28 protein-coding genes are annotated in these 25,588 nt (G+C 57.8%); 17 read left to right on the top strand and 11 right to left on the bottom strand.

Annotated features, from left to right (window positions below; genetic code table 11):
- Positions 1-29: 29 nt before the first annotated feature.
- The 3 genes from GFS31_RS21285 to GFS31_RS12900 all read left to right on the top strand — a co-directional run bounded on the left by GFS31_RS21285 (position 30) and on the right by GFS31_RS12900 (position 2,673).
- Positions 30-152, top strand: coding sequence for a hypothetical protein (locus GFS31_RS21285; protein ID WP_263974835.1), 123 nt, complete (start codon positions 30-32; stop codon positions 150-152).
- Positions 153-186: 34 nt separating this feature from the next.
- Positions 187-621 (top strand): bacterioferritin, encoded by a 435-nt coding sequence (locus tag GFS31_RS12905; protein WP_198805206.1) that lies wholly within the window; start codon positions 187-189, stop codon positions 619-621.
- Between the two features lie 156 nt (positions 622-777).
- A complete protein-coding gene (locus GFS31_RS12900; protein ID WP_225907411.1) occupies positions 778-2,673 on the top strand; it encodes a sugar phosphorylase in 1,896 nt (631 codons plus the stop codon).
- 153 nt (positions 2,674-2,826) lie between these two features.
- On the opposite strand, the gene GFS31_RS12895 is transcribed toward GFS31_RS12900, so the two are convergent.
- The 5 genes from GFS31_RS12895 to GFS31_RS12875 form a co-directional block, all read right to left on the bottom strand.
- Complete coding sequence (locus GFS31_RS12895) at positions 2,827-3,228, bottom strand: hypothetical protein (RefSeq protein WP_198805205.1); 402 nt, start codon at positions 3,226-3,228, stop codon at positions 2,827-2,829.
- A gap of 123 nt (positions 3,229-3,351) precedes the next feature.
- Positions 3,352-4,422, bottom strand: a complete 1,071-nt coding sequence (locus GFS31_RS12890; protein WP_198805204.1) for an ABC transporter ATP-binding protein — start codon at positions 4,420-4,422, stop codon at positions 3,352-3,354.
- A 201-nt stretch (positions 4,423-4,623) separates the two neighbouring features.
- Positions 4,624-5,496, bottom strand: coding sequence for a carbohydrate ABC transporter permease (locus GFS31_RS12885; protein ID WP_198805203.1), 873 nt, complete (start codon positions 5,494-5,496; stop codon positions 4,624-4,626).
- Between the two features lie 127 nt (positions 5,497-5,623).
- Positions 5,624-6,520 (bottom strand): carbohydrate ABC transporter permease, encoded by an 897-nt coding sequence (locus GFS31_RS12880; RefSeq protein ID WP_198805202.1) that lies wholly within the window; start codon positions 6,518-6,520, stop codon positions 5,624-5,626.
- Positions 6,521-6,522: 2 nt separating this feature from the next.
- Positions 6,523-7,866, bottom strand: a complete 1,344-nt coding sequence (locus GFS31_RS12875; RefSeq protein ID WP_225907410.1) for an ABC transporter substrate-binding protein — start codon at positions 7,864-7,866, stop codon at positions 6,523-6,525.
- 296 nt (positions 7,867-8,162) lie between these two features.
- Here GFS31_RS12875 and tsaE point away from each other — a divergent pair, with 296 nt between their 5' ends.
- The 4 genes from tsaE (at position 8,163) to GFS31_RS12855 (ending at position 10,483) form a co-directional block, all read left to right on the top strand.
- Positions 8,163-8,648 carry a tRNA (adenosine(37)-N6)-threonylcarbamoyltransferase complex ATPase subunit type 1 TsaE gene (gene tsaE / locus GFS31_RS12870; RefSeq protein ID WP_198805201.1) on the top strand — a complete coding sequence of 162 codons (486 nt, stop codon included), beginning with the start codon at positions 8,163-8,165 and terminating at the stop codon, positions 8,646-8,648.
- Positions 8,623-9,081: an EVE domain-containing protein gene (locus tag GFS31_RS12865; protein ID WP_198805200.1), complete on the top strand. Its 459-nt coding sequence runs from the start codon at positions 8,623-8,625 to the stop codon at positions 9,079-9,081. The genes tsaE and GFS31_RS12865 overlap by 26 nt, the downstream gene beginning before the upstream one ends.
- Before the next feature lie 34 nt (positions 9,082-9,115).
- A complete protein-coding gene (locus tag GFS31_RS12860; RefSeq protein ID WP_198805199.1) occupies positions 9,116-9,550 on the top strand; it encodes an ExbD/TolR family protein in 435 nt (144 codons plus the stop codon).
- 78 nt (positions 9,551-9,628) lie between these two features.
- Positions 9,629-10,483 (top strand): rhodanese-related sulfurtransferase, encoded by an 855-nt coding sequence (locus tag GFS31_RS12855; protein ID WP_198805198.1) that lies wholly within the window; start codon positions 9,629-9,631, stop codon positions 10,481-10,483.
- Here the strand turns inward: GFS31_RS12855 and GFS31_RS12850 are convergent.
- Positions 10,480-11,277, bottom strand: a complete 798-nt coding sequence (locus GFS31_RS12850) for an E3 ubiquitin ligase family protein (protein WP_198805197.1) — start codon at positions 11,275-11,277, stop codon at positions 10,480-10,482. The two genes, GFS31_RS12855 and GFS31_RS12850, sit on opposite strands and share 4 nt — an antisense overlap.
- A gap of 336 nt (positions 11,278-11,613) precedes the next feature.
- Between GFS31_RS12850 and acsF the strand changes: the two genes are divergently transcribed.
- Together acsF and GFS31_RS12840 are read left to right on the top strand one after the other, a co-directional pair.
- Positions 11,614-12,690 carry a magnesium-protoporphyrin IX monomethyl ester (oxidative) cyclase gene (gene acsF, locus GFS31_RS12845; RefSeq protein ID WP_198805196.1) on the top strand — a complete coding sequence of 359 codons (1,077 nt, stop codon included), beginning with the start codon at positions 11,614-11,616 and terminating at the stop codon, positions 12,688-12,690.
- Positions 12,691-12,876: 186 nt separating this feature from the next.
- Positions 12,877-13,776, top strand: coding sequence for a hypothetical protein (locus tag GFS31_RS12840; RefSeq protein ID WP_225907409.1), 900 nt, complete (start codon positions 12,877-12,879; stop codon positions 13,774-13,776).
- On the opposite strand, the gene GFS31_RS12835 is transcribed toward GFS31_RS12840, so the two are convergent.
- Positions 13,773-14,762, bottom strand: a complete 990-nt coding sequence (locus tag GFS31_RS12835; RefSeq protein WP_198805195.1) for a stage II sporulation protein M — start codon at positions 14,760-14,762, stop codon at positions 13,773-13,775. The two genes, GFS31_RS12840 and GFS31_RS12835, sit on opposite strands and share 4 nt — an antisense overlap.
- A 123-nt stretch (positions 14,763-14,885) precedes the next feature.
- Between GFS31_RS12835 and GFS31_RS12830 the strand changes: the two genes are divergently transcribed.
- The 3 genes from GFS31_RS12830 to GFS31_RS12820 all read left to right on the top strand — a co-directional run bounded on the left by GFS31_RS12830 (position 14,886) and on the right by GFS31_RS12820 (position 17,596).
- Positions 14,886-15,839, top strand: coding sequence for a hypothetical protein (locus GFS31_RS12830; protein ID WP_198805194.1), 954 nt, complete (start codon positions 14,886-14,888; stop codon positions 15,837-15,839).
- A 102-nt stretch (positions 15,840-15,941) separates the two neighbouring features.
- Positions 15,942-16,628, top strand: a complete 687-nt coding sequence (locus GFS31_RS12825; protein ID WP_198805193.1) for a DUF547 domain-containing protein — start codon at positions 15,942-15,944, stop codon at positions 16,626-16,628.
- 185 nt (positions 16,629-16,813) lie between these two features.
- A complete protein-coding gene (locus GFS31_RS12820) occupies positions 16,814-17,596 on the top strand; it encodes a hypothetical protein (protein ID WP_225907408.1) in 783 nt (260 codons plus the stop codon).
- Here GFS31_RS12820 and GFS31_RS12815 read toward each other — a convergent pair.
- The 4 genes from GFS31_RS12815 to GFS31_RS21455 all read right to left on the bottom strand — a co-directional run bounded on the left by GFS31_RS12815 (position 17,593) and on the right by GFS31_RS21455 (position 21,523).
- Positions 17,593-18,087, bottom strand: coding sequence for a molybdenum cofactor biosynthesis protein B (locus GFS31_RS12815; protein ID WP_198805192.1), 495 nt, complete (start codon positions 18,085-18,087; stop codon positions 17,593-17,595). The genes GFS31_RS12820 and GFS31_RS12815 overlap by 4 nt on opposite strands.
- A 23-nt stretch (positions 18,088-18,110) precedes the next feature.
- Positions 18,111-18,443 (bottom strand): photosystem II reaction center protein Psb28, encoded by a 333-nt coding sequence (gene psb28, locus GFS31_RS12810; RefSeq protein ID WP_198805191.1) that lies wholly within the window; start codon positions 18,441-18,443, stop codon positions 18,111-18,113.
- A gap of 160 nt (positions 18,444-18,603) precedes the next feature.
- Entirely contained in the window at positions 18,604-19,029 is a 426-nt protein-coding gene (locus tag GFS31_RS12805) for a hypothetical protein (RefSeq protein WP_198805190.1), read from the bottom strand.
- Between the two features lie 367 nt (positions 19,030-19,396).
- On the bottom strand, positions 19,397-21,523 hold the full coding sequence (locus tag GFS31_RS21455; RefSeq protein ID WP_198805189.1) for a S8 family serine peptidase: 2,127 nt from the start codon (positions 21,521-21,523) through the stop codon (positions 19,397-19,399).
- Between the two features lie 287 nt (positions 21,524-21,810).
- Here GFS31_RS21455 and GFS31_RS12795 point away from each other — a divergent pair, with 287 nt between their 5' ends.
- The 5 genes from GFS31_RS12795 to GFS31_RS12775 all read left to right on the top strand — a co-directional run bounded on the left by GFS31_RS12795 (position 21,811) and on the right by GFS31_RS12775 (position 25,586).
- Positions 21,811-22,407 (top strand): hypothetical protein, encoded by a 597-nt coding sequence (locus tag GFS31_RS12795; RefSeq protein WP_198805188.1) that lies wholly within the window; start codon positions 21,811-21,813, stop codon positions 22,405-22,407.
- 212 nt (positions 22,408-22,619) lie between these two features.
- Positions 22,620-22,877: a BolA family protein gene (locus GFS31_RS12790; protein WP_198805187.1), complete on the top strand. Its 258-nt coding sequence runs from the start codon at positions 22,620-22,622 to the stop codon at positions 22,875-22,877.
- A 70-nt stretch (positions 22,878-22,947) separates the two neighbouring features.
- Entirely contained in the window at positions 22,948-23,271 is a 324-nt protein-coding gene (gene grxD, locus GFS31_RS12785) for a Grx4 family monothiol glutaredoxin (protein ID WP_198805186.1), read from the top strand.
- 8 nt (positions 23,272-23,279) lie between these two features.
- Positions 23,280-23,960, top strand: a complete 681-nt coding sequence (gene cobO, locus GFS31_RS12780) for a cob(I)yrinic acid a,c-diamide adenosyltransferase (RefSeq protein ID WP_198805185.1) — start codon at positions 23,280-23,282, stop codon at positions 23,958-23,960.
- Positions 23,961-24,086: 126 nt separating this feature from the next.
- The gene (locus GFS31_RS12775) at positions 24,087-25,586 is read left to right on the top strand and encodes an O-antigen ligase family protein (protein ID WP_198805184.1); all 1,500 of its coding nucleotides are present in this window, start codon (positions 24,087-24,089) and stop codon (positions 25,584-25,586) included.
- Positions 25,587-25,588 lie beyond the last annotated feature (2 nt).

The following is a 25,588-nucleotide window of genomic DNA, read 5'->3' as shown; positions in this document are numbered from 1 at the left end:
ACCGAGTCCTGCGTTGCATCACCTCCCCAGTGTACGCCCCCGTCCCGCCCCCCATCACCGCCCCTGGGCTAACCCTGCCCCACCGCCCCACCGCCCAGGCTCTCCCACCGCTGCCGCCACATTGGATTTTTGCCAAACTGGGGCTAGGGTGAAGAGGTTATTAACGCATTACCGAGTGTGTAAGCCATGCGCGATCTCAATACCCAGGCCACCATAGAACTGCTCAATCAAATCATGGAGTTTGAGCTAGCTGGCGTAGTGCGCTACACCCACTGCTCCCTCATGGTCACGGGGCCAAACCGCATCCCCATTGTGGACTTCTTCAAAGCCCAGGCCGCAGAATCCTTGCTGCATGCCCAGGAAGCGGGGGAAATTATCACCGGACTAGAAGGGCATCCCAGTCAGCGCATTGCCCCCATTGAAGAAAACAACCGCCACGGGGTACGAGATTTGCTAGAGGAAAGCCTCAACCACGAACAAAAAGCCCTAGAGATGTATAAACAACTGCTGGGAGTCGTAGAAAATGCCAGTGTCTATCTCGAAGAATTTGCTCGCACCAAAATTGGTCAAGAGGAACTGCACAACCTCGAGATCAAGAAAATGCTGCGAGACTTTAGCTAAGCCAGCCCTTCCGTGAGGGGATTGGGGGTGAATAAGGCCGTGGGGGTTTAAGGCCATTCAGGGAACACTAGCAATACCTAGGGGAAAGTTACCCCTAGGTATCCAGTTTGACTTAAATTCCCACCCCATCCATCTATACAGAAAGGACGTGCCGCCATGGCCCACCCTCGCAGGCGTTCTAGGATAGCCCAGTCTTTACCCCATTTCCCTATCAAGGCAGAGGCCGTTCCCGCCTGGAATCTGCCATCCTACGTCCTAGGCCAAGCTGTCACCCCCGATCATCATCTCGTCTTTAAGCAAGTGTCTCACCAACTCAAACCCCTGCTCGAAATCGTCTACCCCCAAGACATCGCCACTCGACTAGCCACGGAAATTTTTGATCTGATTCAAGGCACGCTCTGTCCCTCCGGCCAGGAAAATCTTAGAAAGTGGAACCATAATAATGTCTTGCTCATTACCTATGGGGACAGCATTGTGGATGGGGAGCGGCCCCCGCTGGAAGTACTCGCAGAATTTCTAGAAAATCACCTAGAGGGCACCGTCACTGGGGTTCACATTTTGCCCTTTTTTCCCTACAGTTCTGACGACGGCTTTGCGGTGATCGACTATCTCCAGGTCAACCCAGAACTGGGCGGTTGGGAGCACATCAAACGCATTGCCCAACATTTTAATTTAATGGTGGACTTGGTGATTAACCATGTCTCCAGCCAGCATGAATGGTTCCAACAATTCACGGCTGGTGAATTACCCGGTCGCAATTACTTTGTCACGGGCGATCCTGGTGAAGACTTATCCCAGGTCGTGCGCCCCCGCAGTACGCCACTGCTGACTCCCGTAGAAACCGCAACGGGAATTCGCCATGTCTGGACAACCTTCAGCGCCGACCAGGTAGACGTGGATTTTGAAAATCCTGACGTGCTGATTGAATACGTCAAAATTATCCTCGCCTACGTGCAAGCTGGGGCGCGGTACATTCGTCTCGATGCTGTCGGTTTTTTGTGGAAAAAACGGGGTACAAACTGTATGCACCTACCCGAAACCCACGCCATGGTGCGCCTGTTTCGGGAAATTCTACAAATGATCGATCCCGGCATTGCCCTCATTACCGAAACCAACGTTCCTAACCGGGAAAACCTCAGCTATTTTGGCAACCGCAACGAAGCCCACATGATCTATAACTTCAGCCTGCCGCCGCTGTTGTTGAATGCGCTGTTACAGGGCCGATCTGACCACCTCAAAACCTGGATGATGAGTATGCCCCCAGCCCCCATTGGCTGCGCCTACTTCAACTTCACGGCCTCCCACGACGGCATTGGTATGCGGCCAGCCGAAGGCTTATTAAGCGATGATGAGTATGAACAACTGATTGATACCATGCGAAAGCACGGCGGCAAAATTAGTCTACGCACCCGCCCCGATGGCAGTCAATCCCCCTACGAAATCAACATTTCCCTGTTTGATGCGCTGAAGGGCACGGTCAACGGTGAAGACCAATGGCAGGTAGAGCGTTTTCTTTGTTCTCAGACGATTATGATGGCGCTGGAAGGTATTCCCGCCTTTTATATTCACAGCCTGCTAGCCACCCACAACTACACAGAGGGTGTCGAAAAAACAGGTCACAATCGCACCATCAACCGCTACAAATGGGATCTTGAAGCCCTAGAAGCGGCCTTGGCTGATCCCACCACGCCCCATGCCAAGGTGCTCAAAGAGTTAACTCGGCTGATTAAAATTCGTCGCCAGCAAACGGCCTTTCATCCCAACGCTACCCAGTACACGTTGCATCCGCTCAACCCAGCCCTGTTTGCCTTTTGGCGACAAAGCCTTACCCGCGACCAAAGCATTTTCTCGGTACATAACCTCAGCGATAAACCCCAGGAGCTACGCTTTAGCAACCTGAATCTCGTCAGCACCGACGACTGGTTTGATCTGATCAGCGACGATAAATTTGCCGATTTAGATATGGTGTATATCCTTAAACCCTATCAGTCAGTGTGGATTACTAACAAAGTCAATTCTGCTCAAGATGAGACCATGCCAACACTGTTATAGTGATTCTAATTTAGCTTGAGAATCCTGAAAATCTGTTCGTCCTTAACTCCCAACAGCTAGTCAGGCTCAGCTTTATGTAAAAAGCGATATCAACCGGGATATATGGGAACAATGACGTTGAGATGTTGAGAAATTAGACGGATGGTGAGCGCTTCAATGTAGTGCCATGACGATCAAAGGAATCAACACCAGCGCCAGCAGACCAAGTACCAGATAGTTACCCTGTCTGGGATCGAAGTCCTTGAGAATCACCCGCCAGCGAAGCTTGATCACGTAGCGGCCCAGCAGGATATCAAACAGGGCCATGAAGATCGCAAGCAGGAGTCCCAGCGCTAGGAGGGATCCGGGACTGACCAAACCCAACCGGGGCACCCACAGGTAGCAAACCATAAACAGCAGAACCGTGCCGCTGATTAAGCTCAGCTTTTTGGCCCGTTTGGTGCCCATTTTGGGAGCCACCAACGCATTCCGCAAAATGCCGTGCAGGGTTTCCACCCCAGCCAAGGTGACGCACAGGGCAATGATGTTGAGAGCGAGGGGAATAGGAGCCATCATGGTAGAGTCCCGCCGCTATCAGCATAGGCGAAGCTAACGCCGACGTTAAGGATCTCGTAGGATCTCGTAGGGGTCATTCGCGAAGCAATTCACCCCAGGCTTTCCACGCAACAAGGTACCCTATTAAGCCCCCAACCGCTGGCCCGTTTCGGTATCAAACCAGTGAATGGCAGCGGGGGAAATGGCCAGTTCCAGATGGTCGTGGCTCCAGGTGGCATCGGCGGGAAGTAGGGTACGCAGCGTGGTTTGGGGGTCGCCATTCAGGTGCAGGCTGACCAAATTGGCCATGCCTAGATTTTCCACCAAAAACACATTGCCGCGCAGAAGAATCGAGTCGCCCTGGCGGGGGAGGCGCACATCCTCAGGCCGCAGCCCTAGCACCACGGTACTGTGGTCGGGTAGGGGCATGGGGGCGGTGATGCGGGTTCCGCCGAGGATGACGGTTTGGCCTGCGCGATCACAGGTCAGCAAATTCATTTGGGGACTGCCGATGAACCCGGCCACAAAGCGATTGGCGGGGCGTTTGTAGATGTCTTCGGGTCGGCCCAACTGTTGCAGGTAGCCATCGTTCAGCACGGCAACCTGGGTGGAGAGGGTCATGGCCTCGGTTTGGTCGTGGGTGACGTAGACGGTGGGGGATTTTTGGTCGGCAAAAAGCTGCTTCAGGTCGGCCCGCACCTGTTCCCGCAGCAGGGCATCGAGGTTGCTGAGGGGTTCATCCAGCAAAAACACGTCCGGCTGGCGCACCAGGGCACGGGCTAGGGCCACCCGCTGCCGTTGCCCCCCCGATAGCTTGGCGGGCTTGCGGTCGAGGAGGTCATCCAACCCCAGCAGGCTAGAGGCTTCGTGGACGCGCTTTTGGATGTCGCCCCCGGCCAGGTTGCGCAGCTTCAGGCCAGAGGCGATGTTTTGCTGCACCGTCATGTGGGGGTAGAGGGCGTAGCTTTGGAACACCATGGCAATGTTGCGATCCCCCGGCGGCAGGGGGCTAACGTCGCGTTCGCCAATGCACACTTGGCCTTGGGTGGGCTGCTCCAATCCGGCAATCAGCCGCAGAATGGTGGATTTGCCGCAGCCCGACGGCCCGACTAGGGTGAGAAATTCGTCGTCGGTCACGGTGAGGCTGATGTCCTTCACCGGAACGATGGTGTCGCTGTAGGCTTTGCGGAGGTTTTTGAGTTCAAGTTTTGCCATGGTGGGGTATCCAAAGTTCAAAGTTCAAAATTCAAAGTTCAGTCTCTAAAAATTCAGGCCTGACCCATCGCTAACACCCCTGTTATCGTGGCTTTGTCCCTCTCCCTCAATCCCTCTCCCAAGCTGGGAGAGGGACTTTGAAGGCATTCTGGCTCCCCTCTCCCTCCTGGGAGAGGGGCTGGGGGTGAGGGTAATCCACCGCTACCCCTTCACTGAACCTGCGGTTAAACCTTGGACGATGCGCCGCTGGAAGAACAGCACCAGCAGCACCAGGGGCAACGTGCCGACTACGGTGGCGGCGGCGAGGGGGCCGTAGGGGACTTCAAATAGGGTGGTGCCTCCGAGTTGGGCGGCGGCGACGGGGATGGTCTTCATGGATTCGCGGGTCATGAAGGTGAGGGCAAAGAGGTATTCATTCCAGGCAAAGATGAAGGTGAGGATGCCCGTGGTGACGAGGGCGGGGAGGGTCATGGGCAGCAGAATTTGCTGGAGCATTTGTAGGGTGTTGTAGCCGTCTACTTTGGCGGAGTCTTCTAAATCCCTGGGCAACTGCTGGAAAAAGCTTCGCATTACCAAAATCGTCAGCGGCAAATTGATGGCGGTGTAGGGCACAATCAACGCCAGGTAGTTGTTAGCCCAGCCCAGCAGTCGCACCAGTTCCAGCAATCCCAAAAACAGCAGAATGTAGGGAAATAACGTCACCACCAGCACTAGGGCCAGCAGAATTTGCTTCCCCGGCACCCGCAACCGCGCCAGGGCATAGGCGGCGGGGGAACCCAGCCCCAGGCACAGCACCGTAGACACCACCGACACCAGGGCACTGTTGCCCATGTAGATATAGAACCGATTGCGCCGAAACAGATCCAGGTAGTGATCCAAGGTGAGCTGATCCAGCCCTGGAAAATACACCACCGGGGTTTGGGTGATGGCATCGTTGGTTTTAATCGAGGTCAACACCTGCCACAGCACCGGGCCAAGGCTAAACAACACCGTAAAGCCCACGGCAGTCCACAGCAGGATTCGCATCCAGGGCAGAGATCGGGTGGGGTGAGTGGTCGGGGAATGGGTGGTCATAGGGAGAGGGGGAGAGGGGGAGAGAGGGATCACGTAGGGTGCATAACGCCAAGGCGAGGCTGACGCCAACGCGAAGCAATGCACCGTTAGGTTGGCTGCATAACGCCAACGCGAAAAATCCACCGTGTCATTCGGTTTTGGCTCGCAGGCGGGAGAGGTAGAGGGCGGCGAGGGCGACGACGGCAATCAACATCAAAAACGTCACCACCACCAGGGCCGCGCCATAGCCAAAGTCGAGGTAGCGCATGACGGTGGCATAGATATAGATCGACACCATTTCCGTGGCACCGCCCGGACCGCCGTTGGTCATCACCTGGATTAGGTCGAAGATGCCGAAGGCTTGGGCAAAGCGGAACAGCAGGGCGATCAGGATTTGGGGGGCAATCAACGGCAGGGTAATTTGCCGAAAGCTTTGCCAGGGCGAGGCCCCATCCAGGGCATGGGCTTCGTACAAATCCTGGGGAATGGACTGCAACCCGGCCAGCAGCAGGATGGCCACAAAGGAGGTGGTCTTCCAGACATCGGCGGCGATCACGGCCACCATGGCCCAGTTGGGGTCGCCCAGCCAGTTGACCGGATTGCCGATGAGTTGCAGCCGCAGCAGCAGGTCGTTCCAGACGCCGAATTCGTCGTTAAAAATCCAGCGCCAAGCCAGGGCAATCAGCGCCGTAGGCAAGGCCCAGGGCAAAATGGCGATGGTACGCACCCCGCCTCGGCCCAAGAAGGCTTGGTTGAGGGCGAGGGCGATGATCATCCCCAGGCCCAGTTCCGCCACCAGGGAAACGCTGGTGAAAACAGCCGTATTACCCAAACTTTGCCAAAAACGGCCATCTTCGGCCATGCGGATATAGTTCTCGCCGCCGCTGAACACTGGAGACAGGTTGGTGCTCAGGTTCTCGGTAAACAGGCTGAGCCAAAACGACCGCAGGATGGGGTAGGCATAGACCAACAGCAGCAGGGCAAAGGCGGGGGCAATCAGCCACAGTCCAGTGCGACGTTCCCGTTCGCGAAGGTAGTCTCTCATGATCACACCGTCCCCAACACGCGACGACTTTCACGGGCAGCGGCTTCCATGGCGGCTTCCGGGGAAAGCTGGTTCGTGAGGGCAGCACTGAGGTAGCGCTGCAAAATGTCCGAAAGCTGGGCGTATTGGCCCACCGGGGGGCGGGGCACCGTGGTTTCCGCTACTTCCAACAACTGCTGAAAGTGGGGATAGGCCGCCAGCACCTCCGGGTCGGTGAACAGGGCGCGACGGCTGGGCACGTAGGCGTTCTCCACCACAAAGCGCTTCATCACCGCCGGACTGGTGAAGTAGTCCACCACCCGCCAAGCCTCATCGGGGTGGGGGCTGGTGTTAGACAGACCAAAGCCCCAACCGCCCAAACAGGCCGCCGGAGACTGCCCCGGCGCATGAACCATCGGCTTCAGGGCAATGTTTCCGGCCACGGGGGAACCGGGGCGGTTGGCCTCGGCCCAGACGTAGGGCCAGTTGCGTAGAAAGGCTGCATTGCCCGCCTCAAACTGCCGCAGGGAATCTTCTTCTAAATAATTGGTCACACCGGGAGGGGTGATGCCGTCGGTAATCACGCCGCGCATGAACTCCACGGCCTGAATCGCCTCCGGCGCATCCAGACCCACTTCCAGGGAATCGGCATCCACCCAAAAGCCGCCAAAGCCCGCCACAATTTCCACAAAATTGGTCACCAAGCCCTCGTACTGCAAGCCCTGCCACACAAAGCCCCAGGGCACGTCCCCCCGATCCTGAAGGGTCTGGGAGGCAGAAATCAACTCGTCAAAGGTGTCTGGGGCCGAAAGTCCCGCTGCATCCAGCAGGTCGGTGCGGTAGTAAAGCATCCCCATGTCCGACCGAAAGGGCATGCGATAGAGGCCGTCCTGGTATTGCCCTGCCACAATGTCGGCCTCCAGGAACTCAGCGAGATCAGCGGCATCCACCCGATCCGACAAATCCACCAACCACCCCGCCGCCGCCAGTTTGGGAATCCACACCACATCGGCATAGACCAAATCGTAGGGGGAATCCCGCAGCAAAAAGGAGGTGGTGTAGAGGTTTTCCACCGCATCGGCGGAATTGGGGCCACGCACAATGTCGATGCGAATGTCGGGGTTTTCGGCCATAAAGGCATCGGCCAAGGGCTGGAGTTGTTCTGCCTCTACCGCCCGCACCAAAAACGAAATCGTCACCGGATCCGGCGACTGGGACACCGCCACCGGACTATAAATCCACAGCATCGCGCTACTCAGCAGGGCTAGGCCAAGCCAGCGCCAGCGCCGCCGCAGGACAGCCCGCAACAGCGACCACAGCCGATTCCCAAGCCCACGCCAAAGATGAATATTACCCAGATGTGCCAAAACAAAAGCCTCACCAGCGAACCAGCCTGACTCCCAAGGCGGCCCACCGGGTCGCTCAAACCAAGTCCGTTGCCTGGGCCGAGCGGGCATCAAAACGGCTGATCGTGATGAGACAATCAGTAAAACAGGGACGGTCTTTGCAGAGCCAGATAGTCCTATAAAACCGTAGCTCCCGCTACGATGCCTCTACCCTAGGCTAGGTTTTGGGTACCGCGTGTGCTCAAGGTGTGCTCTGAAATGGACGACAATCGGGGTATGGACTCTGTATCTCAATTCTGTGTATGGATGGCGTGGTGATGGAACTTGAGTTGCCCGATGCGGCGGCGACCCAGCGGCTAGGGGAAGACCTGGGGCGAGTGCTGCCAGCGGGAACAATCTTGCTGCTGTCGGGGGATTTGGGCAGCGGCAAAACAACGCTAATTCAAGGGTTAGGGACGGGTTTGGGCATTGTGGATCCCATCAGCAGTCCCACCTTTACCCTGGTGAACGAATACCTCGAAGGCCGAGTGCCCCTATACCATCTCGACCTCTATCGGCTCGATGGCCATGAGGTGAACGATCTCTACCTAGAAGCCTATTGGGACGAGCAGGAAACCGCCCCCGGCATCGTCGCCATTGAATGGGCCGAGCGGTTGGATAATCTCCCGCCCCAGGCGGTTCACCTGGCCCTCACCTATGCTGACCACGGTGGCCGTAACGTCACCCTATCCACCCAAAACCCTTCCCATCGCGCGTTGTTGGAGAACCTGCTAAGCCATGGCCTACTGGTTGATGAAGTCTGAACCCGATGTCTACGGTATCAATGACCTCGCCCGCGACCAAACCGAACTGTGGGACGGGGTGCGAAACTACCAAGCCCGCAATTTTCTCACCAGTATGGCGGTGGGCGACCTGGCGTTTTTCTACCACTCCAACACCAAGCCACCGGGCATTGTGGGGCTGGCCAAAATCGTAGAAGCCAACGTGGTTGATCCTACCCAGTTTGACCCCACCCACAAGTATTATGACGCCAAATCGTCACCGGACAAGCCCCGCTGGCGTACCGTGGTGGTGGGCTACGTAGAGACCTTTCCCACCGGAATCACCCTCGACCAACTGAAGGACGCCTTTTCCCCAGAGGATTTGTGGGTAGTGCGGCGGGGCAATCGGCTATCGGTGATGCCCGTGGCTGATGCCGTGGCAGAACGCCTGCTGGCCATGGCGCGATCTGCCTAGGTTAGGTCTGGAGAAGTTAAGCCAGTAGAAGCCCATGCGTTGGCCCGAAGAACCAGAGTCTCCCCCCCAGATCAACATCGTGCCCATGATCGATGTGGTGTTTGCGGTGCTGGTCTTTTTCCTGGTGTCGAGCCTGTACCTCAGCCGCAATGAGGGGCTCACGGTGGCGCTGCCGGGGGCAGAAACGGGCACCGCCCAACCCCAGCTTTCCATTGTGGTAACGGTGGAAGCCAGTGGAACCTTGGCCGTGGGGGGCCAAGCCGTCAGCGACGACCAACTGCTGGGAGTTGTGCAGGCCCAGCTTCCCGCAACGGTGGGTAACGTAGTCGTGATTCAGGCCGATCAAGCGGTGCCCCACGGGCGGGTGGTGGCGGTGATGGATCAGATCAGAACCCTGGAGGGCGTTCAGCTTGCCATTGCCACCCAGCCCCCCTCAGCCCGTCCCGCACCAGAGGCTCCCAATCCTTAGTAAACTAGGCCGTTTCCACGCCCGACGTCTCGCCCTAACTCCGCGCTTCCTCGCCCTGACCCTTCTCTCTCTAGACCCATGACCTGGACGATTGCCACCTTTTATAAGTTTGTTTCCCTGGGTGACTTGCCCCAACTGCGGGAGGATCTCTTGGCCGAGAGCCAGCGCTGGGGCCTATGCGGCACGATCTTGATCGCCGAGGAAGGGCTCAATGCCACCGTTGCTGGGTTTCGGGAGAGCGTGGATCACCTGTTGGCTTGGCTGCAAGCCCATCCCGCCATCGGCCCGCTGACGGTGCAAGAATCCACCACCGAGTCGGCCCCCTTTGGGCGGATGAAGGTCAAAATCAAACCAGAAATCGTCACCATTGGTCGGCCCGACCTCAACCCCAATCAGCAGGTCGGAACCTATGTGGAACCCCAGGACTGGAACGCGCTGATTCAAGATCCGGAGGTGGTGCTAATCGATGCCCGCAACGACTTTGAGGTGGAGATCGGCAGCTTCCAAGGGGCCATTAACCCCCACACCCACGCCTTTCGCGAACTGCCCGACTACCTTGAGCAACACCTCGACCCGGCCCAACAACCCAAGGTGGCCATGTTTTGCACCGGGGGCATCCGCTGCGAAAAGGCCACCGCCTATCTTCGCGCCCAGGGCTTCGAGCAGGTCTACCACCTCAAGGGCGGCATTTTGAACTACCTCAAGCACATTTCCCCCAGCGATAGCCTCTGGCAAGGAGACTGCTTTGTGTTTGACGAGCGGGTGGCGGTGGATCACAGCCTGCAATCCCAAAATTATGTTCTCTGCGGCGGCTGTGGCTATCCCCTCAGCCCCCAAGACCAGGCTTCGCCCCAATACCAACCGGGCCAAGCCTGCCCCCACTGTGCTGACGGCGATGCATCAGCAGCCCTTCCGTCGGAGACCATCGGTTAGGACAGTAGGTCAATCACCACCAGCAGCAGCCCCAGCCCCAAACAGCCCACCATTGACCAAAAGGCGATCTGGGCGTTTTGGGTAGCCGATTTCACCAGGGCTTCCTGAGACTTGGGCGAGATGATGAAGGGCTGGTTGGTATTGGGTTTTTCGACGGTGAGGGCTCCGGTGCGGTCGCTGACCATGCCCAGCACCGTGATCTGACGGCCCACGGCCAAGATCGATTCCCGGTAGCGGTAGCCCAGGGTGCGGCGATTGCCTCCGCCGAAGCCATTGCCCATATTCATCGAAAAGTTGCCAAAGGAGACCGATCCGCCGCTAGACTGCCCTGGTCGAAATTCGTTCAGCACCTCCACCAGTTCCACATCGGCCCCTTCGGGGTTTACGGTGACTTGCTCAGAAACCTGATCCACCAGGTCGAAGGGAATAGACTGATGCTCTTGGCTGACGGTGTCGGAGCCGCGCTGGGTGCGGGTGCGCCAGTTCCCTTTTTCGTCTTGCTCACGGATGGTTTCTTCATACTCGCGGATGACGGCGTTGCTGTAGTACACACAGGGCATCCCTTTCATCGGCGAGGTGAGGGGAGCTTCGGTGGTGACGGTACCCCAAAGCAGCACATAGTCGCGCCAGTCGCCGCTGCCAATTTCTTGGGCCACGGCGGCAGCAAGGCTTTTGAGTTCACCGATGGGGGTAGTGTGGGCTAACTTCAGGTGGCGGGAGCGATGTTCCTGCTGGCCGCGCACAAACCAAAGCACACCGCCAACCACCAGCAAAAGGAAACCAAAGATTGCCATGGGTAATTACAAGGGAACAACGATAGGGAGAACCCGGACGGCAGGGACTTTCCTCCTTGCCTTATGGATCTCTAAATCAGCGTACCCAGGCAGCTCTCCGCAGTATCGGCCCAGGGGCATCACATTCTGAGATGTTTTGTTGCAAAACTTAAAGCCCTGGCAGAAGACCTGAAAGCGCTGATACACTAACATTCAGCGATTTTATTTCAGCCCGTCCTTCGTTGCTTTGTCACAACGGATGTTCGGGTCATCTAGCGGCCCCCCTAGGCACCGTCCTTGGGGAACCTCAGCCCGCTGAACTCACACACCCTCAATCAACCGCGCAACCACGGACTCATGGTAGATTCCCTTAAGAAGCCTGAATTTCAAGAAATCCGCCCAGGGGTCAAGGCTCCCGCCAAGGACACCATCCTCACCCCTCGGTTCTACACCACCGACTTTGACGAGATGGCCGCCATGGACATCTCCATCAACGAAGACGAACTCCAGGCCATTTTGGAGGAATTCCGGGCAGACTACAACCGTCACCACTTTGTGCGGGATGAGTCCTTCGAGCAGTCCTGGGAGCACATCAGTGGCGAAACCCGGCAGTTGTTTGTGGAGTTCCTAGAGCGCTCCTGCACCGCCGAGTTCTCCGGCTTCCTGCTCTATAAGGAACTGGGCCGTCGCCTCAAAGATAAAAGCCCCGTGCTGGCCGAGTGCTTCAACCTGATGTCCCGCGATGAGGCCCGCCACGCTGGCTTCCTCAACAAGGCGATGTCGGACTTCAACCTTCAGCTCGACCTGGGCTTTTTGACCAAGAGCAAGAAGTACACCTTCTTTAAGCCCAAGTTTATCTTCTACGCCACCTACCTCTCCGAGAAGATCGGCTACTGGCGCTACATCACCATCTATCGCCACCTCGAATCTCACCCCGAAAACGAGGTGTACCCCATCTTCCGGTTCTTCGAGAACTGGTGCCAGGATGAAAACCGCCACGGCGACTTCTTCTCGGCCCTGATGAAGGCCCAGCCCGAAATCGTCACCGATTGGAAAGCCAAGCTGTGGTGCCGTTTCTTCCTGCTGTCGGTGTTCGCCACCATGTATCTGAACGACCTTCAGCGCAGCGGCTTCTACGCCTCCCTGGGCCTGAACGCACGGGATTACGACATTGAAGTGATCCAAAAGACCAACGAAACCGCTGGTCGGGTATTCCCGGTGATCCTCAACGTTGACCATCCCGACTTCTTCAAGCGCCTGGATACGGCGGCGGCGGCCAACGCCAAGATTTCGGCGGTATCTGAGTCTAACCAACCCAAACTGCTGCAAACCCTGCGTAAACTGCCCCACATCGCCAACATCGGCTGGCAAATGGTGAGCCTCTACTTCATGAAGCCCATCGACGTCACCGATTCCCGTGGCCAAGTGCGCTAGGTTCAGCGGGTAAGTGGCCCAGGGGCATTAGCCTAGGGTACCTTGCCCAAGAAAAACGCTATCCTCGTTTCCCCCAACGGCTTTGTAGATTTACAGAGCCGTTTTTCTTACGATGGCCAGACATTTGTGCATCGGCAGACGAATCGCAGACAAGATCAATCGAGATCAATGGGAGTGTGTGGTGTAATGGCCCAGTCCTTCATGTATGGAAAATGGCTTGGCCTAGCCCTAGGCGTTATCGGTAGCCTGGGGCATGGCGGGGCAGCGATGGCCGAAGGGCTTGGGGTCACAGGCTGTTCCCTCAATGTTGCTGAGGAGAACGTAGCCTTGGTGTCTCCCGAATCGGTCTGTCCGCCTGACGCCGCCGTTCTCGCGCAGACCCAAACGCCATCGCCCACCCCTGAGTCCGCCTCGGACGAATCTTCTCTCCATTCAACCTCCCATGTGGATCCTGATTCCACCGAGCCGCTCACTGAGGAAGAACTGGCCCCCCTTGAACTCGATCCTAGGGTGATTCAAGAAAGCCCGGTGCTGCGGCAGTGGCTCAATGAAGTGCCCGACATTGCCGAGGAAATCCGCCATACGCCCAGCTTCCGTACCCGGCTGCGGGTGGGCTATGCCAACTTTCCCTCCAACGGCGAAATCGGCGGGTTTCAGCTAGGGGTTGACGATGTGTTTGTGTGGCCCGGTACCGGACTCACCGCCAGCGCCGACTACAGCCGCAGCGGCAACGGCCAGCGAGAATCCTACGGAGCCGAGGCCCGCTACTACCTGCTACCCCTGGGCGGCTACGTGAATGTGGCCCCCAGTGTGGGCTATCGCTCGGTCTCAGCCCCGGCCTACAGCACCGATGGCCTTGATCTGGGCCTACGGCTGATGCTGATTCCCTCCCGTGGGGGCGGGGCGGATCTCGCAATTAGCCAGCACTGGGTCGCCCCCGGCACCGACCGCGAAGTAGGCATTACCAGCTTTGCCCTGGGCTATGCCGTCACGGGCCAACTGCGCCTGGGCAGCGACCTCCAGTTTCAAAACTCCCGCTTTGGCCAAGAGAGTCGCTGGGGGCTTTCGCTAGAGTGGCTGCTTTAGGCCGGACGCTGGCGGCGACAATACTGCCCTAGGCCGATGAAAAGGGCGATGCCTACGGCATATTTCAAGCCATTGGGAATCCAGGTTTGGGGGGAGAAAAATCCTTCGATTATGCCCGCCATCACTAGTAGGGTAATGATGCCGTAGAGCAGTCGCACTGCCTGAAGTCCGTGAATCCGTAGGGCATCGATACGACGATAGGCCCCCGGCAACAGAATACTTTTGGCTAGCAGTAGCCCCGCCCCGCCTGCCATGAAAATTGCTGGCAGTTCTAGCGCCCCGTGGGGAAACACAAAGGCCCACAAATCCCAGGCAAGGCCCGCCTGGGCCACCAACACCCCCACACAGCCAATCATCAGGCCATTGAACAGCAGTAGATAAACCGTAAATGCTCCGGGAGGGGTCAGCAGGGGCACGCTGGGCATCACCATGGCAATGCCGCCAATCATCGCCCAGAGGGACACGCCAATGTTGTTGATCATAATCTGGCTAGAGGCGACGGGTTCCACGCCCATAATCGACACTGTCCAGAGTTCTTGGCTGGTTTTCACTTGCTCCACAAACGCTTGGCCCAGCACCAGCGTGAGAAAGGCCGGATCTTGCCACGCAAACCACCAGCCCACCAGCCCACCCAGGCCAAAGAGGACGGTGGCGAGGGCGATGTAGGGCCAGGTTTGTTGTACCGTTTCTGGGAAGCCGTAGCGGTAGAAGTCTAGGATAGACTGCCATTCCTGCCGCCGAGAGCCCTGGTAAATCTGGCGATAGCCCCGGCTGGTGAGTTGCTGTAAATCCTGAATCACCGCTTGCCCCACGGCGTTGCTTTTGGCCCGCGCCAAATCCGCCGACACAGAACGATAGAGGCTAGCCATCTGCCGCACCTGCCCCCCCGAAAGACTCTTCAGCCCCTTTTTCTCCGCTTGCTGAAGCAGGGCATCTAACTGCCGCCAACTGGCCTCGCGGCGGGCCATCCAACGCTGAATATTCATGAAGCAAATCGGGAAAAACAGCGACCCCAACCGCAGTGTAGGCTACTCTCAAAGTCTAAGACTACCCCCAGTGGTTCCCAATGAGGTCATCCCTGGGGATGCGCCATTTTTAAGATAGATTCCATGGATTTTTCCGACGTTCCGAGCCCTCCGCTTGGCCCCCTTAATCCTGGCGATGTGGTGAGTGCCGCGCTCAAGCTGTATCGGGATCGCTTCAAGACCTACCTCCAACTGTCGGCCCTGGCTACCCTGTGGGTGCTTGCGGGCATTGTGGGCATGGCCTTGGCCATTGCGGTTCTGGCCGGAGGGCTGTGGGCCATTGGCGGCGAGGTGCTGGGCGTGGTGGGTGGTTTCCTAGGAATGCTGGTGGGTTTTTTGCCCTTGCTCTACGGCAGCGCCAAATACACCATGATCCTCAGTGTCATCGGGCGGCTGGCCTTTCGCGACCTGATCAACCAACCCGAAACCTCCTTGGATGTAAGACGCGCTCTCACCCCTAAACTCAACCAGTTTCTGTTGCTCAGCTTCTTGCTATCCCTGGCCTACTCTGCGGCTTTGATGGTGTCGCTGCTCGTGGCCTCTTTGGCGGGGGCCGGGGTTGGCGTCGTCATCGGCGGCCTCCTAGGCGCTTTCACAAACAGCGCCGTGGGCGGCGTTGTGGGAACAATCTTGGGGGTCTTGTTGTGGATAGCGGTGTTTACCCTAGGGTTGGTTTGGATCATCTCCCACCTCCTCATCCCCGATGTGGTGCTGGCGGTGGAACCCAACCAAGACGCCGGAAGCAGCCTCAGCCGCAGTTGGGAACTCACCCAAACCTCCCTAGGCCGCATCCAGATTGTCCTGCTGGCCACGTTTCTCATTCAGTTACCCGTTCTCTCGGTTACAAACTACCTGCCCAGCATTTTCTTCGCCTTTTTGCCCGACAGTGTCACGGTGATGGCCATTAGCCAAGGGATCGGCTTCATCCTTAGCCTCGCAGGCAACATGTTGATTTTGCCCCTCTGGCAAGCGGTCAAGGGCGTTTTGTACTACGACCTCCGCAGCCGCCGAGAAGGGCTGGATCTAGAACTGCGCTAGCCCCCAGACATCCGGCATCTTAGAGAAACCAGGCTTTTCTTTGTGAGGGGTTCGGTAAGATTGTGGAAAGCCATTTCCTGAACAAAGTTCCCGACCTGCCCTATGCTCACCTTTGCCCCCTGGGACTTTATGCTACAAGCCTACGTGGATGACCAGGGCTTGGTAGACTATGGCCGCTGGCGGCAGGAATCCATGGCCATGCTGGCGGACTGGCTGGCCGAATTACAAACCGTGGTGGTGGCGGATCTCACCCCAGAAGAACACCTCGCCTTTTGGCTTAACCTTTACAACGCGCTGATGGTACAGGAGGTGCTGCGGCGCTACCCCATTACCTCCATTCGGCCTAGGATTTTGGGCTTCCCCAACTGGCTGGGGTTGTTGGCGTTTCTCAGCCGCCCGGTCTATCGGCACAACGGCCAGTCCCTCAGCCTGAACCACATTGAGCACCGCAAGCTACGGGCCACCTTTGCCGATCCGCGCATCCATTTTGCCCTGGTCTGTGCGTCCTTGGGTTGCCCCATTTTGCGAAACGAAGCCTACCTGCCGGGAATCGTCGAAGCGCAACTCGATACCGATGCCCAGCGCTTTTTAAATCATCCCGAAAAAGTTCGCTACGACGCCGATCAGAATATTCTCTATTGCAGCAAAATTTTTCAGTGGTACAAGGAAGACTTTTTAGCCGTAGCTCCCTCCATCGCAGCCTACATTGCTCAATATAATCCCCAGGTATCCCTCGCCGCTGAGGTGCGCTACCTCCCCTATGATTGGGGCCTGAATCGGCGAGGGTAAGGCCCTGGGAAGCCCTGGGCTTCAGCCGTGATCCGCCAAAATTGGGGCAGAGAGATGTGATAATTCTATAAAGCGTGAACTAAGTTAGCGAAATTGCGACTAAATGTTGAGCGCATAGATGACTTTAGGGGTAAGCAGGGCACCCTAGAAGTAATTCCGAGAAAACCCTTCGCGGCAAATTGGCGATGACTACCTCCTCAGTCTCTCTCTACACATCGGTTGCTCAGGCTCCTGCCCCTAGCCAACCCTCGCAGATCCTCGCAAACCCCTGGATGTTAGCCACTGGGGGATTGGGGATTTTGCTAGTGGCCCTGGGCGTCACCTCCCACCTCAAAACCAAGCAGTTGGTCAAACAACTGAAATTTCAGACCTATAAAAACCAGGAGCTTCAGAAAAAGGTGAAGATGGCCCTAGAGACCATCACCCGCATGGAGCGCAACCCCGACCTAGTGCACTCCCGCGAGTGCAACCTCGACTATCTGCGGATGCGGATGGAGGAAGACGGCTTCCACTCTGCCATCGTGAACCAGTTGAAGGTGAAGGTGAAGCAGAAAATTACCGTGGCGCTACGGCCCCAGCAGGCGGAAGTGGGGCTGGTGGGCGTGGCGGCTAAAACCCGCATCGTAGACGAGATTTTTGACGTAGAGTACAACCTCACCGACAATCCCTCGGCCCGTAAGCGGGTGCTGTTCCGCATCCAAATCAAACTGGCTAAGCTGCCCACCCAGGCCACCTCCGCCACCATCGAGCAGCTCATCGCCTGCATCGAAAACTTCATGAGCCCCCAGTCAGACGACTGCCACTGGCAGCCCACCATTCAGGGGCGTCTGGCCTATATGCACTGGGATCAAAAGGCCAAGCCCACGCCGCTGCTGGTGGTAGAGCAGTCTAACGACGGGGTCAACGTTACCCTACGCAGCAAAAATACTATCCCTGCGACCCAGGGCAAGCGCACTCGGCCCGCCTAGCCCCGCAGCAGACTGACTAAGTGGGGTAACTCAGGCACAATCAGGGCATCCATGGCCAGTTTTACGGCCTTGCTCGATCCGGGCAGGGAAAACAGCAGCTTATCCTGATACACTCCGGCCACCGCCCTAGAGGCCATCGCACGGGAGCCAATTTCCTGGAAGCTGAGCTGGCGGAACAGTTCTCCAAAGCCCGGAAGGGTTTTCTCTAGCAGGGCTTCTAGGGCATCGTAGGTGGTGTCGCGGGGGGCAATTCCGGTGCCGCCATTCACAATCACCGCATCCAAGTCACGACGCTGTCCCCACTGCACCACCAGATCCCGAATCAGCGCGGGCTCGTCGGCCACAATGCGGTAATCGGTGATCTGGTGCCCCACCTCCGCCAGCCTCGCTTGAATTAGCGCCCCGCTCTGATCGGTGTCGGGGGTGCGGGTGTCACTCACCGTCAAAACAGCGCAGCATAGGGGGCGATTGAGGGAACGGGGGTGGGCCATGGCTCAGGTTTGGTGGGGATACCCTAGCTCTTGGTGAAGCCGAGGCCATTTTGTTCCGCATAGCGATTCATAAACCGCATGAAGCGATCCCAGTCGGCCTCGCTCTTCATGACGTAGATGGCCTCAATGCCAGCGGGTTCGCCATTGATGAACTTACCGTTCACCTCACGAGTCACCAGTTCCCCTTCTTCATCCACCAGATACATCCCGGTCACTTCCACGCCGTTTTCGGAGAGGGCTTGGGGGTAGTCAAAGTAAAAGGTGGCGGTGCCGTTGGTGCCGTCCTTGGCGCGGGTGAGGCGGACATCAGGGATAACGGGTTCGGCGATCCCACGGGCAAATTGAATTTCGGCCATGCCAAAAGATTCCTTGTAATCAACACATGAACTATCAGTACATAGAATTGTAAACCGCTATCGCCTTTCCCTCACGGATCAACACCCTCAACCTCATGGGAGGGGATCCCGGCGGCGAAGTAGGGCGATGGTAGAGCCCACCATGCCCAAAATCTTCCACCTAGGATTTTTTGCCAGAAATCGCGGTGAAAAGCTGGATCAAGCTCAGCAGATTGATGTCACGCCAGTTGATAGCGACGGTACTTTTAATGCCCAATTCGCCTTTCTGAAGATCAAGATTGAGGGCTGAGCCATCTTGAAGATTGTGAAAGAGCGCATCAACTAAACGAAGTTGGCCTTTGGGAAGGGTATAGTAAACCAGATCGCCTTCTAACCTGACCCCTTCCGGTAGGGCTTGGTTGGGGACATAGCCGCCAAGAAACGTACTCCATCCAGCGATAAGGGTGCGATACATCAGCGAAGAGGATTCTACTTGGGGCTTTTGGAGAAGGCGAAGCTGTCCTTCAACTAAATCCCCTTTGATGCAGATTCTTTCGGGGGTGAAGTGAATCTTAGCTTTGATTTGATTTTGCTCGATGGTAGCCATTAGGCCCTGCTGAGGATCTGGCTCTAGGGCGGTAAGTTGGTCTACGCGCTGAATCGTTTTTTGGCACAGTAACTCAACGGTCTTGGCTTTGAGGGTTAGGGCCTGGGCAGGAGGATCAACAAGGATGTAATCTTCCACCTGTTTCTGTAGCAGCTTGCCAGGGTTTTGAGCTGCTTTGCTGAGTTGATCAAGGAATCCCATCGGTCTTTATCGCCCACACAACTGATTTTGCTGGAATCAGAACCATCCTAATGGAATCTCTACAGCAGCGGGACACTCAATACGCCCGGGGCCGTGAGCGCTTTTGGGATACGGCGATGGCGCTGTCCTAGCCACGAGATATCTAGTCTGTTCGGCGTTAGCGGCCCTAGCCCAGCCCCAGGGAAAGCCGCCATTCCAGCAGCCGACCCATGGCAGCGGGGGCATGGTCAACAATGCGGAGTTTCCAGGCTCCGAGGGCGGGCTGACCCAGCATCGCCACCAGAGCAGGGGCGGTTTGCAGATTGTAGGTTTGGCGCAGGCTGGTTTGACGGCCTAGGGTGCGCCCCTGTAGCAGCACTGTTTGGCCGCTGGGGGCGATCAGGGTGAGGCTAATATCACCGAGGAACTCGTGCTGAAGGCTCACTTGTACCTGAAGGTCGGTGACGGTGCCATTTTGGGCAATCACAATAGCGCTGTCGATGCCCGTGGGCTGGTTGTCGGGAATCACCAGAGCCGTGCGATTTTGCTGGGAAAGAATTTGCCGCACCCGTCGCTGGCTCCAGGCGCGAGCTTGGGCCGCCTGCACCGCCGCCAGGGCATTCACCTTGCCATAGCCAAACCACTGGGAATGGCCGCGCCCGTCGTAGGTGCCGTACTTCAAGCCCAGTTGGGGATCGGGGGCCGGGTCAACAATTTTGTCGGCGGTGGTTTGCAGAATTTCCCGCACCTCCTGGGCGGTTAGGTTGGGGTTCACCGACAGCATCAGCCCTACGACCCCAGCCACCACGGGGCAAGCGCTGGAGGTGCCGCCAAAGCTTTGGGTGTAGGCGCTGGGGTCGTAGCCCGCTCCGCCTGTGCGGTCGCTGGTGACGACGCCCCGCCCCGGCAAAGTTTGGCGCACCTCTGGCCCGGTGGCTACGGTACCCACCTGGGGCAGGGCCATGGTGGGGGGGGCATTGTTGCTGGGGGCACAGAGGGCAATGTGTGGCCCCCAGTTGCTGTAGGCGGCCTTGGTATTCAGGCTGGTGGAAGCCGAGACCGTAATCACGTCAGGGTGAACGGTAAAGCCATTCAGCCACTTGGTGGGGCCGCTGAGGGCATTGCGGGGCCACTGGGCTTCGTTGATGGTGCCGCTGACGGGGCGGTTGGCGTTCCCCGCCGAGAAGAGGATCACGCAGCCCTTGCCGTTGCGCCCGGTGGTGGCAGCTTGGGTAATGGCATTGGTTTGGCGCAGGGTGAGGGGGAAATAATTGGACGCAGGCGACCAGCTACAGACAATCACCGCCGCTCCCCGGTTCACCGCTTCGCCAAACAGTTGCTCTATCGAGGTGTCGTCAATGAATCCGGTAGTGCGAATGGGCAAAAAAGCGCAGCCCGGAGCTACCCCCACAATGCCGCTACCGTTTTCCTCGCCAATGGCCACCCCCGCCACCGCTGTGCCGTGGTTTTCGTGGCTTTGCATCGGCAGGGGCACCGCATCGCGATCCTTGAGGTCGATGGGGTTCACCAGTTTGCCCATGCCTTGTAGGTCGGTGTGCTCTAGGTCAAACCCGTCGTCGGCCACCGCAATCACCACCGAACGACTGCCCCGCGTGATGTTCCAGGCATCCTCCACCTGGATATGGGACCCCGCCGCCAACTGGGATCCACCCTGGTGAAACAGGTGCCACTGCTGGGGATAGCGATCATCCGTGGGGCGATACTGCCCCTCAATGGCCATCACCAAATTCGGCTCGGCCAGCATGACACCGGGCAGGCGCAGCAGGCGGTTGGCTAGTTTAATTGGGTTCTCGGTGGCCGTGGCAGTCACACGCACCACAAAGGCATTGGCAACCCCGGTCAGAGGCCGCTCAAGGGCCAGCCCCAGAGGGGCCATCCTGGCTTCGAGGGTGGCCCGATCCACCGAATCATCCCCCTGCACCGTCATTTCGTCAGTGAGATAAACCCAGGTTTGAGGGCTATCTACCAGGCAATAGACATGGCTGGCAAAGGCCACGTCAGGATGCTGTCGCGCTCGGTTGAGGGTATCCTCCAACTCGGCAGTGTTGACCTGCCATTCCACCAACTGCCCCGCCGCCACTGGGCGCACCGCCACCGGGCTCAGCGCCGCCTGCACCGCCTCTAGGCCCCCCGGCTGATGGAGGCGGGTCGTAAATCGGGTGGGTACCTTATCTACCCGCAGTTCTTCCCCGCCGCGCTGAATGATATCGCCCACGAACGACTCACGCGGGCCAGCCCCCGTCGGCAGGTCAGAAGGATTGGTATCAGCATTGGCATTGGAAGGTTGCACCATGGCATTGCTACGCTAGCGGATCAGAACTAAAGACCAGAACCTAGGACAGCCCCCCAGCGGGAACCTTTTGTCCTGGCAACAGTCAACAACAGGCGATGGGGCAACACCCCAGCCCCCCGCGCCCCCGCCACGCAGAATCCGGGGCGGGCGCTTCAGGGTGCCATAGCGAGATGTTAAGATACATCAGTATTTTGGCACCTTGTCCGTTGGCAAATCGTTAGATTGACGGGTGCAACTGTCCCTCATCCTGTCCCTCACAATACTCTGGGTACCTCATGGTCGTTGCAATGCAATCTTTCTGGAAATCCCTTTCCGGCCTTTCGACGGTGGCGCTGGTAGCCTCTGGGGGGGCCGTGGGCGGTCTCCTCACGATGACGACCCCAGCCCTAGCGAACCCTACCCCCTTGGCCCAAACCGTGCCCATGGAGGGCATTACCCCCATTCAACCGGGCAACATCTCCAGCACCTCCCTCAGCATGGCTGGAGCCCGTCAGCAGATGGCCGAAGCCGAAGCCGCCATCGCCAACCAAGATTTAGAGACCGCCGCCGTCAGGCTCCAGTCCTCCCGCGAGACCCTCAACGAACTGTCCAGCTACTACCAAGAACTGGCTCAGATGTTTGTGGGGATCAACAGCCAGCTCAACCGCAGCCACCGGGAACAAGCCTTAGAAGCAGCCCAAATGCGGGATCAAGCTACCTACCAGTTGGCCCTAGTCTACCGCGCCCAAAACCAGCCCGACCGCGCCGTCCCCCTGCTGATGGAGGTGCTTCGCAGCCAGCAACCCACCCGCGATCTGGGGCAGCGGGCCTACCAACAACTGTTTGAATTGGGCTTTGTCAACGAGCCCTTTGCCGGACGTCCTGCGGCTCAAGAAATCCCCTAGGCGGATCCAACCCTCGGCTTTTGGCATGAAAGCATAACAAAAACCAATGCTGCAAAGCTATCCACACGGTTGCTTTCAATGGCAATATAGCCATAGATCGGCTCAGTTGGCCCCAAGGTTGTGCCGTAGAGCACCAGGCTCGGCGGTTGTCGCTGATCCGTCCTTCGTCGGCGCGCAGACCGATAGTATTCAATGCTGGAGTGCCCGTTACCATGATTAGCCCAGACCAAGTTGCGGCCATGATTAAGGCCAGCCTGCCCGATGCGGAGGTTGAGGTTCAAGACCTGACGGGGGGTGGCGATCACTACCAAGTGGCCGTCGTCTCAGCGGCCTTTGCCGGACGCAGCTTGGTGCAGCAGCATCAACTGGTCTACGGGGCAGTGCGGGAGGCCATGTCCTCAGAGGCCATCCACGCCCTAGCGCTGAAAACCTACACCCCTGAAGGTTGGCAAGCAGCCCAAGCCAGCTAGGAGGGGCTGGCTGCACGCCGGATCCGCCGCTTCATTGTTTTGTTCCATTCACCCTGAGAGAGGCTCCCCCATGGACACTGCCGTTAAAGACCGAATTGACCAGATGGTGCAAAGCAACCCCATCATGGTCTTCATGAAGGGCAACAAGCTGATGCCCCAGTGCGGCTTTTCCAACAATGTTGTGCAGATTTTGAATATCTTGGGCGTCCCCTTTGAGACCTGCGACGTGCTGGCCGATCCTGACATTCGCCAGGGCATCAAAGAGTACTCCAACTGGCCTACCATTCCTCAGGTCTACGTCAACGGCGAATTCCTCGGCGGTTCCGACATCTTGATCGAGTTGTACCAAAACGGTCAGCTCCAGGAGATCGTGCAAGTGGCCCTAGCCTCCTAGGGGAACCCATGACCGAATCCTCCAATTTTCCCGCTGATGCCCTCGATGCCGTGGCGACGGAACTCAACCAGGCCGCCGAGCAGGATGGTCTGTCGGCGGAGCAGTATCGCCGCAAAATGCAGCGCCGCCAGGAAGTGCAGCAGCAGCGCCTAGCCGAACGCAACCTGGAAAAGGGTCTGGTGATTGTCCATACGGGCAACGGCAAGGGCAAAACCACTGCTGCCCTAGGCATGGTGATGCGCTCTTTGGGCCACGGCTATCGGGTGGCCATTGTGCAGTTCATTAAAGGAGCCTGGGAGCCTGCTGAAAAGGCTGTCCTGGGTCGTTGGGAAGATCAACTCACCTTCCACGCCATGGGGGAAGGCTTTACCTGGGACACCCAAGACCGGGAGCGCGACACCGAAACGGCTCAAAAAGCCTGGGCCGTTGCCCTAGATCATATCCGCAACCCCGACTATCGGTTGGTGCTGCTGGATGAGGTCAATGTGGCCCTCAAGCATGGGTTTCTGTCCGCAGAACAGGTGTTGGCAGGGCTGGTTGCCAAGCCCGAGATGACCCATGTGATCCTCACTGGACGGGGAGCCCCTGCCGCCTTGGTGGAGGCGGCTGACCTGGTGACAGAAATGACTCTGGTGAAGCATCCCTTTCGCGAACAGGGTGTAAAAGCCCAACCCGGCATTGAGTTCTAGACTCAGTTGATGGCGGCAAACGACGGCCTTTGTGACCCACAGAGATTGCCCCATCCTTTTTTGCGCGACAGCGACCGCAATCAGGTACCCTAATTCCGGGATCACCACCAAGGGGGATAAGGGCGCTTGACCACTAGACCGCGATCAACCGACACCCAAGGATCGGATCGGGATCAGAACGGTGACGCCTTACTGCTAGGCAGTCTTATTGTTTTGCCCTACGCCAGCTATGTGGGGCTAGTAGGGGCGGTTATTGTTTTGGTGAGGTGGCTGACTACCTACCCCCAAGCCATTGGGCATCGCCTCCGTCGTCAGGGCTGGATTTGGCTAATCCTAGGGCTGGGCCTCAGCATTATTCTCGCTGAAGCCCCTGTTCAGGCAGCGCTGAAATCAACCAACTTCTGGCCCTTTTTCATATTTTTTGCGGGGTTGTCCGTCTATCTGGATCGACTCCCTGACCCCCTAGCGAATTTGGGGGAATGGGCCTTTTGGCTGCTGATGGCCTCCATACCCATTAACCTACGGGCTTTCATCGAGTATCTGCCCGCCTTGGCCATACGGGTAGGTGCACCGCTGGGGCTTGCTGAAATCAGCCCAATTCGCCAGCGGGTGGATTCGGTCTTTGGCAACCCTAATGTCCTAGCGGCCTACCTCGTGATTATCTTTGGCCTAGGGCTGGGGCTCTGTTTGCAGGCTCTGCCCCTCGCTGCTGAGACCCTGGCGGATCCTCCGGCCTCTGGTCTGCCACCATCCCGGCGCTTCCTAGGGCCGCTGAAGCCCTCTCGACACCGGGCTCAGATGCGGTGGATCTATGGCGCTATGGCGCTGATTCCCCTGGGGGTTTTTTGTACCGGATCGCGCAATGGCGTTCTGGTGCTGCTGATCCAACTCGCGATAGCTGTGACCCTTGTGCGCCGCCATCGTTGGGCCATGTGCAGCGGGCTAGGCTTGATCACCATGACCATAGTGGGGGTCTTCTCCGCTGGTTTTGGTGGGCGTTCCTTTGCCCAAACCTCCACAGCTAGTATCTTGCGCCTAGACATTTGGGAACTTTCCCTGCCGTTAATTCAGCAGCACCCCTGGTTTGGCCTCGGCTTTGGCGGCACCCAGGCCACCTATGAACCCCACACCATCCCGCACCACGCTACTCTACACCATGTTCACAACCTCTGGCTCCACCTAGCGGCGGAGGCGGGCCTGCCTGTGATGCTGCTGCTGACAGCCATTGTGGGTAGCATTTGCTATCGGGCAATGCAGGCCTATCGGCTAGGCCAATTGCCCCCCCAAGCCGAGCCGATGCTGGTGGGCTATGGCTTGGGGTTTTTGGCCTGTATCTTATTTGCGATGTCGGATATTGTCCTTTTTGATGCGCGAGTTAATCTTCTGGGGTGGCTTATGCTGGCAGCTCTTCAGGCGATCCCTGACGGAGTCAGCCCCGTTACCCTGGCCCAACCGTCAGCCTTACTGCCTCCCATAGACCCGATGGCGTCGAGCCCAAGCTATCCGCCCTGCCTCCCAGACCTGCCCACAACCTATGTAGCAGAGGCTATCCCTGGGCCACCTAGCCCAGGGATAGTGCTGATGCAGGGCGACGATCAACCGCCGAAGGACGATGTCATTGGCTAGTT

The organism is Leptolyngbya sp. BL0902 (assembly GCF_016403105.1).
GTDB lineage: Bacteria > Cyanobacteriota > Cyanobacteriia > Phormidesmidales > Phormidesmidaceae > Nodosilinea.
The sequence above is the reverse complement of the archived record's forward strand: the minus strand, read 5'-3'. Positions and strand labels throughout refer to the sequence as shown.